Source organism: Bacillus sp. 005/A4HT-01/001 (genome assembly GCF_004634445.1).
GTDB classification, from domain to species: domain Bacteria; phylum Bacillota; class Bacilli; order Bacillales; family Bacillaceae; genus Bacillus; species Bacillus altitudinis.
Genome location: NZ_SEIZ01000011.1, coordinates 14,712 through 28,894, shown reverse-complemented (window position 1 = coordinate 28,894; position 14,183 = coordinate 14,712). Strand labels below are relative to the sequence as shown.

The following is a 14,183-nucleotide window of genomic DNA, read 5'->3' as shown; positions in this document are numbered from 1 at the left end:
GAGAGACCAACAAAATTTTATGAAGATGGAATGGTTTCTTTTTTCACATCTTGAAGACCTCGAAGCATACGAAGAATGACTTCAAGCCACTCCTCCGTTTTCTTGCCTTTTGTTTGGACAGAAATAATCAGCTTGCTGCCTTCCATGCCAAGACCGATATCACGTCCATATTGACTGCCAAGCTCAAATAATTTTTGACCATCGATGTCGCTGCTTGCTTTTTCATCGAGAGTGAGTCTAACAATGCCTTTCTCCATCTTGATCAACTCGACACGTTCCTGCACAGCGTACACCTTCATCGTCGCAATCGTGAACAAATCAGCCACTTCTTGCGGATATTCTCCGAATCGGTCAATCATTTCATCTTGAAGCTCTTTCCGCTCTTCTATTGATCCAATCGCTCTAAACTGTTTATACATCTCGATCTTTTGTTTGCCATCAGAAATATAGCTATCTGGAATGTAGGCATCAATTTGGAGATCAATTTCCGGCTCAAATTTTTCTTGAGCAGTCGTATCGCCTCTTCTTTCTTCAATGGCTTCTTTCAGCATTTGAGAGTAAAGGTCGAATCCAACAGAATCAATAAATCCATGCTGCTGTGCACCAAGTAAGTTCCCTGCTCCTCGAATTGTTAAATCACGCATCGCAATTTTAAAGCCTGACCCAAGCTCAGTGAATTCTTTAATGGCTTGAAGTCTTTTCTCAGCTACTTCAGAAAGCACTTTATCTTTTCGATAAGTGAAATAAGCATAGGCCACACGATTCGAGCGCCCAACTCGTCCTCTTAACTGGTACAGCTGCGAAAGCCCCATTTTATCAGCATCATGAACAATGAGCGTGTTCACATTTGGTATGTCTACGCCCGTTTCGATAATGGTTGTACTGACGAGTACATCCGATTCACCTTCTAGGAAATTAATCATCACGGATTCCAGCTCGTTCTCACTCATTTTCCCGTGTGCGTAGCTTACTTTTGCGTCTGGAACAAGCATCGAGATTTCATCTGCTTTTCGTTCAATATCCTCCACTCGGTTATAAAGGAAGTACACTTGACCGCCTCTTGCCAATTCTCGCTCAATAGCTTCTCTAACTAACGCACCATTGTACTCGACAACATAGGTTTGAACTGGGAAACGGTTCTCAGGTGGCGTTTCAATAACAGATAAGTCACGTACGCCAAGCATCGACATATGAAGCGTACGAGGAATTGGCGTTGCCGTTAACGTCAGCACATCAATATTGGCTTTCATTTGCTTAATTTTCTCTTTATGCGTCACACCAAAGCGCTGCTCTTCATCGATAATTAACAGTCCTAAATCCTTGTACACAATGTCTTTTGAAAGAAGACGATGCGTCCCAATGACCATATCAATGGTTCCGTTTTTCAGCCCTTTTAAGGTTTCTGTTGTTTCTTTTCGTGTACGGAAGCGGCTAAGCTGAGCGATTTTAACAGGATAGTCTTGGAATCTGTCCATAATCGTGTCAAAATGCTGCTGCGCTAAGATCGTTGTTGGTACAAGCAGTGCCACCTGTTTCCCGTCAGCAATGGCTTTGAAGGCCGCTCGAATCGCCACCTCTGTTTTTCCATAGCCCACATCTCCACAAAGCAGACGATCCATCGGGCGCTCCCGCTCCATGTCTTGCTTGATTTCATGAATCGAGCGAATTTGATCATCTGTTTCTTGGTAAGGGAATGCAGATTCAAACTGGCGCTGCATCTCATGGTCAGGCGAGAAGGCATACCCTTTGCTTGCTTCACGTTCTGCGTACAGCTTAATCAGATCATCTGCAATGTCCTGCACAGATGATTCTACTTTTTTCTTCACGCGCTTCCAGTCGCTACCGCCTAGTTTGTATAGCTTTGGTTCTTTTCCTTCTGACCCTACATACTTCTGCACCTGATCAATTTGTTCAACAGGGACATAAAGCTTATCGCTTCCTTGATAATGAATATTTAAATAATCTTTATGAATGCCGCCAATTTCAAGCGTTTCAATTCCTAAATACTTACCGATCCCGTGGTTAATGTGCACCACATAATCGCCCACCTGCAGCTCTGAATAGCTTTTGATTCGCTCTGCGTTTGTCAGCTTTTGCTTACGTGCCTGCTTCTTCACACGTTTCTTGAAAAGTTCACCCTCTGTAATGACAGCAATTTTGGATAAAGGTAGTTCAAAACCGGTTTGAAGCTCACCTTGTAAAATATATACTTGCCCGCTGACAAGCTCAGCATCAGGTTTAGCAAGAGCTGCTTCAATGTCATAATCATGCAAGACAGATGACAACTTCTCTGTCCGCTCTTCATCCGCACCTAAAAAGACAACCGTATAATTCTGCTTTTTGTAGCGTTCAATTTCACTTGCAAGCACATTCATCTGCCCGTGGAAATTCTGCATTTGCTTACTAGATACATTGACGATATTTTGCGGATTGGTCTGCTGAACATGTCTCAAAAATAAGGAATAGTACAGAATCGATCTCGATTGCTGATTGAACAGCTCTTGAAATGGGAAGGAAAGGGCTAGATCATGCAGGATATTCCCTTCTTCCAGCAGACTAATTGTCCAATCTGCTTCTTCCTGTTCAAGCTGTTCTTCCATCTCCTGAATTCTGCTGATTTCATCTAGAATGATAATCGTATCCTGCGATGTATAATCTAGCAAACTAGCAGGCTTTTCATAGAAATAGGACAGATACTTCGTCATTTCTTGTGTCACAATACCTTCTAGCAGCTTCTCACGATCAGCAGAAATATTCTGATGGAGCAGTTCTTTTTGTTTATCCGAGTTGAATTTCTTTAAGCTACTGGCAAGACCTTCGTCAAGCTGTTCAATCGCTCTCACTCGTTCAGGCCCTCTTACAATCAGCTCTTTCGCCGGGCCAATCTTGATTTCTTGAAGTGTTTCCAATGAACGCTGCGTGTCAGAGTGGAAGGACCGAATAGAATCCACTTCTGTATCAAACAGCTCAATACGGATCGGGTGGTCTTCCGTTAACGCATAAATGTCAATGATTCCTCCGCGCACACTAAAGTCTCCGGGCGCAGCGACCATGGACGTCCGGTCATAACCGATTTGCACGAGTTGTTTTGAAAACGCCTCCAAATCAATTTCTTCACCAACCTTTAAATGGATCTGACTCTCCTTCCAGAGCTCAACAGGAGGAAGCATTCTACGCACTGCAGCTGCTGGGGTCACGACAATCGGATTTTCTCCATTCGCGAGACGATTCAATACATCAAGACGCTGCGCTCTAAGCTCAGGGCTTGCCACAGCAATTTCAGATGCAATGAGTTCATTGACAGGATAAAGAAGGACCGAGCGATCTGGCATCACACTTGCTAGATCATCTGTGACCTTCTGCGCTTGATATAAGTTGTGTGTCACAATAAACATCGGCCGCTTTAATTCGTCTGATATGGCGGCTGTAAATAAAGATCTGACGGAGCCTGATAGTCCGGCGAGCAGTTGTTCTTTTAAACCTTCCTTTAGCCCATTGAAAATGGACTGAAAATCATCACTTTGTTTGATAAATGATTGTATATTTTTCATTTGGCTCCTCCTCCCTGCTTGTTTAAAACAGAAAAACGCTTTGGTCTATTATCTACACCAAAGCTTTTTATTGAATAAAGGTATGATACTGATGGTAATCAGGATTTCTTTCGAGCGCCTCTTGGCAATCCTCACAAATGGTTTGTACATGTAAATCACCATTTTCCCTATAAGAAATCATATCGTTTCTTTCCTCATTTGTTAAGTGATGAAATCCAAGTGCTTCACTTTGGACAGCGGATTCATCTAGACTGCCAACCTTTACACCACAGTGCCGGCAGTAATAGTGCAAAGCCATACGTGATCCTCCCATGCTGAGATTTTATGATCAGTATGTGCTTTGCTTATCATTCTTATACCTTCTTGTTAAAATCATTCATCACTTCTAAAAAAGGCTTTGTTAAAGCCGCTTCACAAGCTTCAACGGATGCTTGAATAGCAGATGAGATATCAGGCTGTTCTTCCTCTGAGAAGCGTCCTAGTACGTAATCGACGACCTTCATGCCGTTTTGTGGACGGCCAATACCGATACGGAATCGGTCAAACTCAGGTGAACCTAAATGCTGAATCAACGATTTGATTCCGTTATGTCCGCCTGCACTTCCTTTTGTACGCAAACGAATCCGGCCCGTTGGCAAATCAAGATCATCATAGATGACCTTCAAATGTTCAAGGGGAATTTCATAGTAATCCATCAGCGGACGCACACATTCCCCTGATAAGTTCATATATGTAAGAGGCTTCACAAGTAGAACCTTTTGCCCCGAAACAAACCCAGTTCCATATTGTCCATGGAATTTTGATTGATTTAATGGGATGTCCCATTTTTTTGATAGTTCATCTATTGTCATAAACCCGACGTTATGTCTTGTTTTTTCATATTCTTTTCCTGGATTACCCAATCCAACGAACGCAATCATGAAACCAATAACCTCCTTTGTCGCACATGCACACGCCTAAAAAATGAGCCAATGTGATTGCCTCATGCAAAACATATGAATTCTTTTCATTCTAGCACAAAAGACGTAACCGCGGGAGGGTTACGTCTCTAATTGACCAGTTATTCTTCGCTATCATCTTTTTCTTTAATGGCCTCAGGCTCTTGCGTTTCCTCTTCACTATCTGGCTCTGGAACCTCTGATTGCTGAGGCGGTAAGATCGAAGCAACAACTTCTTCTGGATCATTATTAATTTGATACGTAGACTGAACAGACAGATCACCAACTGTTAGTACGTCATTTACTTCTAAGTTTGTAATATCAGCTTCAATATTTTGCGGGATATCCTTTGGTTTCGCTGTAATGGATAGCTCAAATAGTGGCTGCTGAAGCACACCGCCATCCTTTACCCCTTTGGATTCGCCAATGAGTTGTACAGGTACATCTGCGTCAATTTCTCGCTGTAAGTCGACCACTTGGAAATCAGCGTGGACAAGCTCATTTTTCAACGGATCTGTTTGCAGTTCTGTCACCATCACAGATTTTGTTTCACCGCCAACGTCTAATGTGATGATTGTATTTTTTCCTTCATCACGTAATGTCTTTAATAAATCAATGCTGTCTAATGAAACAGCCAGATTGTCTGTATTTTTTCCGTATATGACACCAGGAACGTGTCCTGAATGACGGATTTTTTGCAGTGTGGAACGTTTGAAATCAGTTCTTTTATTTGCTTTTAAAGTTGCCATATTCAGCACCATCCTATTTCTTTTTTGTCACTACTTTCATAAATACCCATAACTGAATCATTTTAAACATGTTTGGCTTTCATTTATCACAGCAAAAAGACCCCAAGCTGATGCCTAGGGCCTTTTTCAATCAGAAAATTAGCTGAAAAGGTAGCTCACAGATTCTTCTTCATGTACACGAATGATGGCTTCTGCAAGCAAAGGCCCAACTGAAAGCGGAATGAATTTTCCAACTTTCTTGTCATCTGTTAAGTGAATACTGTTTGTCACAACTAATTCTTTAATTTTAGAGTTTGTAATACGTTCTACTGCTGGTCCAGACAATACTGGGTGAGTACAACAAGCATAGACTTCAGCCGCTCCATTTTCCACAAGTGCATTTGCAGCAAGTGTAATCGTACCAGCTGTATCAATGATATCATCGATGAGAATCGCCGTTTTGCCTTCAATGTTCCCAATGATGTTCATCACTTCAGCCACGTTCGGCTTCGGACGACGTTTGTCGATAATGGCGATTGGTGCTTTCAGGCGGTCCGCCATTTTGCGCGCACGCGTAACACCACCGTGGTCAGGAGACACAACAACGATATCATTCAAGTTTTTCTGTTCGAAATAGTTTGTTAAAATTGGCACAGCCATTAAGTTATCGATTGGAATATCAAAGAAACCTTGGATTTGCGGCGCATGAAGATCAAGTGCAATGACACGTGTAGCACCTGCTGTTTCAAGTAAGTTCGCAAAAAGCTTCGCTGTGATTGGCTCACGAGGTTTCGCCTTACGATCTTGACGTGCATATCCGTAATAAGGGATGACAATATTGACCGTTTTCGCAGAAGCGCGTTTTAGTGCATCTACCATAATGAGTAGCTCCATAATGTGCTCATTGACTGGCGCACTAGTAGATTGAATAACATAACAATCACAGCCGCGGATACTTTCTTCAATATTGATTTGGACTTCACCGTCACTAAAACGTTTAACAGAGCTCTTTCCTACATCAACTCCGATACGATCGGCAATTTCTTTGGCAAGTTCAGGGTTTGAATTCAAAGAGAATATCTTTAAATTCGCATCAGCATAACGATTAGACATGGTAAACCTCCGGGTATTTGGATTATTTTTTATGAATATTTTTCACATAATCTTCTTTATTGACTTGTCTTGCTCTAGCAATAGACAATGCATCCTGCGGTACATCTTCTGTAACCGTTGAACCGGCTGCAACATATGCCCCTTTTCCGACAGTGACTGGTGCAACGAGATTTGAATTGCAGCCAATAAATGCGCCATCTTCAATCTTCGTTAAGAATTTATTCTTCCCATCATAATTAACTGTAATGGATCCACAACCAAGGTTTACATCCGTTCCGACCTCTGCATCTCCAATATAACTTAGATGCGACGCTTTGCTTCGGTCACCGAAAACTGTTTTCTTGATTTCGACAAAATTCCCGATCTTCACTTCATCGCCAATTTTCGACAACGGGCGAATATGAGCAAACGGTCCAATTGTCACATCTACCCCAACTTCACTATCGCAGACAACAGACTGCTTAATGACTGTCCGATCTCCAATTACGCTATCAACAATTTCAGTGTTCGGACCGATTGTGGCATCTGCACCAATCTTTACATTCCCTTTGATGACCGTCCCAGGATAAATCATTGTATCTTCACCGATGACTGCATCTGGCGAGATATACGTGTTCTCAGGATCAATCAAGGTTACACCATTCTTCATATGCTGATGATTAATACGTCGCTTCATGAATTGCTCTGCTTGTGATAGAGCGATACGATCATTGACTCCAAGTGTTTCTTCAAAATGCGGTGTTTGATACGCTGCAACCGTCTGTCCTTCATTCTTTAGAATTTCAATGACATCTGGCAAATAGTATTCACCTTGTGCATTTTCATTTGACACTTGCTCAATCACACGGAAGAGATCTTCATTTGAAAAGCAATAGGTTCCAGTATTAATTTCATTTACTTGACGTTCAGCATCATTTGCATCTTTATGCTCGACGATTTTTACTACAGCACCTGTTTCATCACGAATAATACGTCCATAACCTGTTGGATCATCCGCGTGTGCTGTCAAAATCGTCACTTTCGCTTGTTGTTTTTGATGCTCGCTTAACATGGCTTCCATTGTTTCCGCTGTCAATAATGGTGTATCTCCACAAATGACAATGGTTGTTCCCTTTTCCTGCGCGAGGAACGATTTGGCTTGTTTGACGGCATGTGCTGTTCCCAGCTGTTCTTCTTGAAGTGCATATTCACTTCTGTCCCCAAGCTGCTTCTTGACGTCCTCTGCTCCATGACCGACAATCGTCACAAGCTTGGCTAAAGATAGCTTTAACGCTTGATCTGCCACATGCTCGACCATTGGCTTTCCGCAAACTGGATGAAGTACTTTGTATAACTTTGACTTCATTCTTGTTCCTTTTCCCGCTGCTAAAATCACTGCGAACCGCTTATCCATTGATTGGCCTCCAATATCCCTATTATCCATAGAAAAATATATCCTAAATAAGGACTGATTTCAAGGATACAAGAGGAAGTGCATTAATTTTCTAATGAACGGGAGACATAAGGAACAAGAGAAAAAACGCAAAAAAGACAGCATTTAAAAGAAAACATTCATTTTCTCTTAAAGCTGTCTTTTTAGGTTCACATATCTTTAAGAAGCTCCAGCTTCTTCATATTCAATTGTCTCTTCCTCTTCGCCTAAGCGATGATACTCATTTAAAACAGCATCTTGGATTTTACCCCGAGTGCTTGAATTAATTGGATGTGCAATGTCGCGAAACTCTCCATCAGGCGTACGTTTGCTAGGCATTGCAACAAACAAGCCATTGTTTCCATCAATCACACGAATATCATGAACAACAAATTCGTGGTCCAGCGTGATGGATGCAATCGCCCTCATGCGACCATCGGTATTCACGCGGCGTAATCTTACGTCAGTAACTTCCACAGTAGTTCACCACCTTTTCCCAATATAAAAGCATTAATTAGGTATTCAACGATTGTGGTGATTCTCCTGCTCTTTTTTTAAACTTTTTTTGAAATATCGGGATATTTATACATTTTTTGTCATTTTAATGACGACGCTTACATCGGTTGCGTGAAAAAAGACATCATGACGATGCCTTTTCATACATATAATGAAACCAAACGGTCTCCAAAGAGATGGCCTGTTTATTTCACTAATGCCACAACTTCAATTTCTACAAGTGCATCTTTTGGAAGTCTGGCTACTTCTACACATGAACGAGCTGGCTTATGTGTATGGAAGTATTCACCATACACTTCATTCACTTCAGCGAATTGTTCCATATCTTTAATGAAAACCGTTGCTTTCACGACTGTTTCAAAGGAAGCACCCGCTGCTTCAAGGACGGCTTTAAGATTATGAAACACTTGATGTGTTTGTTCTTTAATATCTCCATTCACAAAATCTCCAGCTGGCGTTAACGGAATCTGCCCTGAGCTGTAAAACATGTTATTGACGATAATCCCTTGAGAGTAAGGTCCAATGGCTGCTGGCGCGTTTTTGGTTTGAACAACTTTTGTCATATCAATCTCTCCCATTCAAATACATATTTGATCAAAGCTTAAGCTTTCGAATAAAAAAACTCGTGGAAATTGCCTTCATTAATCTCAATGATTTTCTGCTTCATATCAATGGTTGAAAGCTTTAAAAGTGATACATATTCATCGACAAGACGTTCATCTACGCCTTCATCTTCTAATAAAACACCGATCCCTGCAACATTTGCATTAAATTCCTCTAGAAGATTCATCATGCCATTAATGGTTCCGCCTGCTTTCATAAAGTCATCAATAATCAACACATTGGATCCTTTATCTAAGCTCCGCTTTGCAAGTGACATGGTTTGAATTCGGTTAGAAGAACCTGATGCATAATTAATACTCACAGTTGATCCTTCAGTTACCTTATTATCTTTTCTAACGATCACAACAGGCACATTTAAATAACCTGCAACAGAATAGGCAATCGGAATACCTTTCGTCGCAACAGTCATGACAACATCAATCGGTCGATCCGAAAAAATGGTCGCAAAAAGCTTACCGATTTTCGCAAGAATCGATGGATTGCCTAAAACATCAGTTAAATATAAATAACCGCCAGGAAGCACACGTTCAGGAGTTGATAATGCCTCTCCGATATCGTTGACGACTTCGTCTGCTTCTTTTAGATGAATCTTTGGAATATATTTCACTCCGCCAGCAGCGCCAGGTACAGTAAGTAAAGTCCCTATTCCCTGCTGTTCGAAGGTCTGTTTGATAATCGTTAAGTCTTCACTAATAGAGGACTTCGCAGATTGATATCGCTCTGCAAAAAAAGTTAAAGGTACTAGTACGTGCGGGTGGGTTAACAAATAATTTGTTAAGTCCACCAATCTGCCGCTTCGACGAAACTTCATGAACTTACCCCCAGAACCCGAATAATTTATGAATAATATAACTTAATATACGGATTTAATCAAGGGTATTTTGTTCGCCGATCATGCGGACAGCGTAAACCTGATCACAAAATCCTCTCAGTCCGTTATATATTCTTTGTACCTTCGATTCATATTGAATCAAGCCAAATACAGTTGGCCCGCTGCCGCTCATTAATACAGCATCTGCTCCGAAACGCTTCATCTGTCTCTTAATCATATCGACTTCCGGATACATCTTTAATGTCACAGATTCCAACACGTTACCGAGTGAGCCGCACATCTCTTTATAATCTTTCGCTTCAATTGCTTCAATCATACGCTGTACATTTGGGTGTTCTACTTTGCTTGCGTCATATTGTCTGTAGACCTCAGCTGTAGATACCCCAATCACCGGCTTCGCTAAAATCACCCAGCAATGCGGCGGTGTCGCAATATGCTTTAGTTTCTCTCCACGTCCTGTCGCTAGCGCTGTCCCTCCGTGTACACAAAAAGAGACATCTGAGCCGATCTCCGCTCCAAGCTCAGCTAGTTCATCTAACGTGAGATTTAACTTCCACAAACGGTTTAAGCCGCGAAGCGTTGCTGCGGCATCACTGCTGCCTCCAGCTAAACCTGCTGCGACGGGAATTGCTTTTGTGATGACAATCGATACGCCTTTTTGAATACCGAATCTTGTTTTTAATAATTTAGCTGCCTGATAAGCCAAATTCCGTTGATCATCTGGCACAAAACGATTATGAGATGATACACGGATTTCGTCTTTGTCCAGCTCCGTCAGCTCTAGTCGATCTGCAAGATCTATTGTTGTCATCACCATCTCCACTTCGTGATATCCATCCGGTCTTTTTCCATGAACATCAAGTGAGAGATTAATTTTTGCCGGTGCTTTTTCTAAAATACGCAAACATTTCACCTACTTCTCCATCTAAACATAAGTATCAATATTGTATCACATTTGATGGATCTGATGAATATTGGCTTTTGCCCCCAGCACACTCACTTTTTCAAGCAAAAAAGACCAGAGACACCCGAGGTATCCCTGATCATTTCTTTATCGTTGATTCTCTTCTTGAGCCATGTGCTGTTGAGCTAATTCAATGGCACGTTTGACCATATTTCCTGCGTCACGCGCACGAATCTCTCCCCAGCCTCCATTTTTGACGGTATCATAAAATCCAAGATCCTTCGCCAGCTCGTATTTGAACTCATCTGACATAATGCCTCGGCGTCTACCCAAACGAAACAGCCCCTTTGGTCGAGAATTCGAATCATCGCCACTCATTTGTGGCTTTCTTATTTTGCATCGATTCCTGCCTTTTACCCCTTTCAAATAATGGACAGCCTCCCATACAGAAAAAAAGGCAAAACAAAAAGCAGTAAACAAAAAGTTCACTGCCCATTAATAGGCGACTGAGCTAGCGGTATCATCGAACGTTAATTCGACCGTCTCAGTCAGTATATCTGCATAACTGTAAGAAACTCTTTCAAACGAATTCTCATCTTGATCTAATTGAATCACAAAAACAGAAGGGTACGTTTCAGCTAAAATGCCCGAACGCTCAATTGTTTTTCGGCGGCCTCCGTTAGCCTTTAACGTCAAACGTTTACCTAAGTTACCATCAAGCGATCTTTTGATGTCGGACAAAGTCTTCGCCATTGCATCCACCTCACTGAGATAATTATACAACAACGGCCCATTTTTGTCAAATAAAAATTAAATTATATCAACCAACACGAGCCATTGTCAACAAAATAATTTTGACAAACTTCTACCTTTTCTCCTCCCTATTTTTCTCAAATTCCGGTGAATTATGTATTCATATGAAATTTCTTTTTGAGCATAAAAAAAACCAGACTGAAATCAGTCGGGTTATGTCGATTCATGGTCTCTTTTATATGGCATACCTACCCTTAAAACACCCCTTGTTTCAATTCCTCCGAGACCTTTTTCTCTCGTCAGTGTATTTCGGAGCACATCCCACACGTTGATTCGATCTACAAATGGAGTGAAGCTGATCTTGGCAACAATATAGACGGGGTCAAGTGCATGAATGTTGACACGTGAGGGTGAGCTTGCAAAATTAGCACCTGCTTGAATTAATGATTCAAAATGAGATTGGCAGGCACCTGCAAAGATCACGAGCTGATCTAAATGCGGAACCTTTCTTCTTGCCTTTTGAACCGTTTCAACGAAATGACGAGAATGACGATATGCACCGATATCGTGTACACCGCCCTTTTGTTTAGAATACGCATCATGTCCTGTGATGACCAAAATATCAGGCCGATATTGATCAATTAATGAATCAATCATGCTTGGCATTTTCTTCTCGTGGCAATGCACACCATACACAGGTACACCGATTCTTTCATATACATCTAAGCATTTCTTTAAGTATGAAGCATCTCCATCTAAATGCAGAACCTTTCCGGGCATATGAAAATACTGCTCCTGATGCTGATATTGTCCAGACGTATAATACTCTTGTTTTTCACGAAGCAGCTGATAATCTTGCCTAAGTAAGTCGAGCGATTCGTTAATTTTCCGTTCATCGTCCTTCTCTCTTGTCAGCTGCTCCTCTTTTTGAATCAAGACCAAATCTGACATCTTCGCATCGGCAATCAGCCTCACTTCATTCCCATGCAAAATGGCGGTGGCTTCGTGCTGGTCTGTCTCATCAATTCGAATGATACGAAACATAATATCCATCTGATAGGATGCCCTCGTCACCATATCTCCTATTTGAAATTGCATGCTTTTCACTCCACAATCAGGCTCTTATCCTGTTGGTATCGTCTTACGCTACACTTGTTCTTCTTTCAGGTGTGTTGTTCTTTCTAGCCTATGCCTGAACAGGTGAAGTGGTGAAAACCAAAAGAAAAAAGCCCTTATGAAAGGGCTTTGTGTAAAACATTGGACAAACGGGCAAATTCATCGATTGATAATGATTCACCACGGCGTTTCCCATCAACCTCAGCTGTTACAAGGGCTTCTTCAATGATGGCTTTATGTTTCTTGCCATCTGGCAGATTGTTCATCAAGTTATTCATCAATGTCTTCCGGCGCTGGCCAAAACTCGCACGAATCAGTTGAAAGAAAAACGTATCATTGTCTACTGAGACCGCAGGCGTTTCACGAACAGTTAGTTTGATTACCGCTGAATCCACATTTGGTTGTGGGACGAAAACCGTTTTCGGCACAACCATGACCGTCTTCGCTTCTGTATAAAATTGCACTGCAATCGACAAAGAGTTGTATTCTTTTGATGAAGGAACAGCAGCCATGCGATCTGCTACTTCTTTTTGAAGCATGACAACGATTCCTTTCAATGGAAGGTTTTCTTCAAGCAATTTCATAATAATTGGTGTCGTCACATAATAAGGAAGGTTTGCTACGACCATTACTTCTTTACAGTCAGCAAATTGTTCTTCAATCACCTTTCTTACATCTGCCTTCAATACGTCTTGATGAATAATGGTGACATTATCATATGGAGAAAGCGTATCGTTTAAAATCGGCAATAGGCGCTGGTCGATTTCAAAAGCCGTGACTTTCTTTGCCCGTTTGGCGAGCTGTTCAGTCAACGCACCGATACCAGGGCCAATTTCAATCACACCTGTCTCATCCGTAATCTCTGCATGATCGACAATGCGATCTAAAATATTCGTATCAATTAAAAAGTTTTGACCTAAGCTCTTTTTAAAAGAGAAACCGTACTTCTTCAGTATTTCCTTCGTTCTGATGGGCGTCGCAATATCTTTATTCATCGGCTTCCTCCTGCATGACGGTCTTTAAGGCCGCAATAAAATCCTCTTTCGTTATTTGGAACATGTGAAGACGCTTTTGCAGCTGCTTCGCATTTGTATATCCTATATTTAAAAGCACACCTAATCGTTCACGGCGGCGTTTTGATGCTTCGCCTCCGATAAGGCCTGCGTCAAATAAATCGTCTAACGTAATCTCGCTTTCTGATTCTTCCATTTCCTCATGGACATGTGCAAGGCATTCTCGAATACTGTCCAAGGAAGCATGCTCGACACCAATTCCTTTGTCCCGCTTCGCTTTCGCAAGGTGTTTTGGTAAAAAGGCGTGCTTACAGCCAGGGACAGCCTCTGCGATGGTTTTACGGATCTTTTCCCCAGGGAAGTCAGGATCAGTTAAAATGATAACCCCCCTCGTCTCCTGAGCAAGACGCACTTGTTGAATGACTGTATCGCCAATGGCAGATCCATTCGTTTCAATCGTATCTGCATCAACGGCCATCTTTACTCTAGCAGTGTCGTCACGACCCTCCACCACAATGATTTCTTTGATTTTCATGTATTCCTCCGCTTGCAAAAACAATCTACATTTTTTTGTCAAAAAATGAAACCTTCCATGCTGTTTTTGCGTCTAATTAATTAGAAAACAGTGCTTCTATTATAACCAAAAAAACAGAGGGTGCGCAAAGCCCTCTGTTCATATAAATG

The 14,183-nt window shown here is 41.6% G+C and carries 15 protein-coding genes; all 15 read right to left on the bottom strand.

Annotation, left to right across the window (positions count from 1 at the left end):
- Positions 1–17: 17 nt before the first annotated feature.
- Entirely contained in the window at positions 18–3,551 is a 3,534-nt protein-coding gene (gene mfd, locus ES896_RS19420) for a transcription-repair coupling factor (protein WP_008341846.1), read from the bottom strand.
- Between the two features lie 67 nt (positions 3,552–3,618).
- Positions 3,619–3,849 carry an anti-sigma-F factor Fin gene (gene fin, locus ES896_RS19415; protein WP_003217967.1) on the bottom strand — a complete coding sequence of 77 codons (231 nt, stop codon included), beginning with the start codon at positions 3,847–3,849 and terminating at the stop codon, positions 3,619–3,621.
- Between the two features lie 55 nt (positions 3,850–3,904).
- Entirely contained in the window at positions 3,905–4,471 is a 567-nt protein-coding gene (gene pth, locus ES896_RS19410) for an aminoacyl-tRNA hydrolase (RefSeq protein WP_008341851.1), read from the bottom strand.
- Between the two features lie 140 nt (positions 4,472–4,611).
- Positions 4,612–5,238 (bottom strand): 50S ribosomal protein L25/general stress protein Ctc, encoded by a 627-nt coding sequence (locus ES896_RS19405; RefSeq protein WP_008341853.1) that lies wholly within the window; start codon positions 5,236–5,238, stop codon positions 4,612–4,614.
- Between the two features lie 138 nt (positions 5,239–5,376).
- The gene (locus ES896_RS19400; protein ID WP_003217907.1) at positions 5,377–6,330 is read right to left on the bottom strand and encodes a ribose-phosphate diphosphokinase; all 954 of its coding nucleotides are present in this window, start codon (positions 6,328–6,330) and stop codon (positions 5,377–5,379) included.
- 22 nt (positions 6,331–6,352) lie between these two features.
- Positions 6,353–7,723: a bifunctional UDP-N-acetylglucosamine diphosphorylase/glucosamine-1-phosphate N-acetyltransferase GlmU gene (glmU, locus tag ES896_RS19395; protein WP_041091578.1), complete on the bottom strand. Its 1,371-nt coding sequence runs from the start codon at positions 7,721–7,723 to the stop codon at positions 6,353–6,355.
- A 198-nt stretch (positions 7,724–7,921) separates the two neighbouring features.
- Positions 7,922–8,218: a septation regulator SpoVG gene (spoVG, locus tag ES896_RS19390; protein ID WP_008357439.1), complete on the bottom strand. Its 297-nt coding sequence runs from the start codon at positions 8,216–8,218 to the stop codon at positions 7,922–7,924.
- Positions 8,219–8,442: 224 nt separating this feature from the next.
- Positions 8,443–8,820 carry a 2-iminobutanoate/2-iminopropanoate deaminase gene (ridA, locus tag ES896_RS19385; RefSeq protein WP_008341860.1) on the bottom strand — a complete coding sequence of 126 codons (378 nt, stop codon included), beginning with the start codon at positions 8,818–8,820 and terminating at the stop codon, positions 8,443–8,445.
- 38 nt (positions 8,821–8,858) lie between these two features.
- On the bottom strand, positions 8,859–9,692 hold the full coding sequence (gene purR, locus ES896_RS19380; protein ID WP_135227187.1) for a pur operon repressor: 834 nt from the start codon (positions 9,690–9,692) through the stop codon (positions 8,859–8,861).
- 55 nt (positions 9,693–9,747) lie between these two features.
- Entirely contained in the window at positions 9,748–10,617 is an 870-nt protein-coding gene (gene ispE, locus ES896_RS19375; RefSeq protein WP_017366435.1) for a 4-(cytidine 5'-diphospho)-2-C-methyl-D-erythritol kinase, read from the bottom strand.
- 147 nt (positions 10,618–10,764) lie between these two features.
- Entirely contained in the window at positions 10,765–10,950 is a 186-nt protein-coding gene (locus ES896_RS19370) for a small, acid-soluble spore protein, alpha/beta type (protein ID WP_017366434.1), read from the bottom strand.
- A 162-nt stretch (positions 10,951–11,112) separates the two neighbouring features.
- Entirely contained in the window at positions 11,113–11,370 is a 258-nt protein-coding gene (veg, locus tag ES896_RS19365) for a biofilm formation stimulator Veg (RefSeq protein ID WP_003217979.1), read from the bottom strand.
- A 213-nt stretch (positions 11,371–11,583) separates the two neighbouring features.
- Complete coding sequence (yabG, locus tag ES896_RS19360) at positions 11,584–12,468, bottom strand: sporulation peptidase YabG (protein WP_007496216.1); 885 nt, start codon at positions 12,466–12,468, stop codon at positions 11,584–11,586.
- A gap of 134 nt (positions 12,469–12,602) precedes the next feature.
- A complete protein-coding gene (gene rsmA / locus ES896_RS19355; protein WP_008341873.1) occupies positions 12,603–13,481 on the bottom strand; it encodes a 16S rRNA (adenine(1518)-N(6)/adenine(1519)-N(6))-dimethyltransferase RsmA in 879 nt (292 codons plus the stop codon).
- Positions 13,474–14,034, bottom strand: coding sequence for a ribonuclease M5 (gene rnmV / locus ES896_RS19350; RefSeq protein ID WP_008341876.1), 561 nt, complete (start codon positions 14,032–14,034; stop codon positions 13,474–13,476). Before rnmV ends, rsmA begins: the two co-directional genes overlap by 8 nt.
- Between the last annotated feature and the right edge of the window lie 149 nt (positions 14,035–14,183).